Source organism: Bradyrhizobium sp. 141 (assembly GCF_023074055.1).
GTDB lineage: Bacteria > Pseudomonadota > Alphaproteobacteria > Rhizobiales > Xanthobacteraceae > Bradyrhizobium.
Genome location: NZ_JADPKR010000105.1, coordinates 1 through 529, shown reverse-complemented (window position 1 = coordinate 529; position 529 = coordinate 1). Strand labels below are relative to the sequence as shown.

Sequence of the window (529 nt, the reverse complement as noted above, 5' to 3'; positions counted from 1 at the left end):
ATCAGCACGGGCAGCGGGCCCATCCTGAAGATTTCCGGCTCGCCGGTCAGCGCCATTGGGTGCGGCACCTGGGCGCCCATCGCAGCCGAGCAAACCGCCAGCGGATATGATGTGGCCTGGAAGGACTCGGTGTCAGGCCACTACACGGCCTGGAGCACGGACAGCAACGGCAACTATATCAGCAATATCGTTCCCGAGGTGACGGGTACGAATGCGTCGTTTCAGTCGCTCGAGACCACCTTCCATCAAGACCTCAATGGTGATGGCAGCATCGGTGTTCTCGCCAAAACTATTGAGGTGCAGGGCTCCACCAAGTTGGTGCAGACGGGAGACAACTTCTACCTTGACGCAATCAGCACGGGCAGCGGGCCCATCCTGAAGATTTCCGGCTCGCCGGTCAGCGCCATTGGGTGCGGCACCTGGGCGCCCATCGCAGCCGAGCAAACCGCCAGCGGATATGATGTGGCCTGGAAGGACTCGGTGTCAGGCCACTACACGGCCTGGAGCACGGACAGCAACGGCAACTATA

The 529-nt window shown here is 61.1% G+C and carries 1 pseudogene; it reads left to right on the top strand.

Annotated elements, in window-relative coordinates:
- Nucleotides 1-529: pseudogene (locus IVA81_RS33625) on the top strand (protease); the annotation flags it as partial.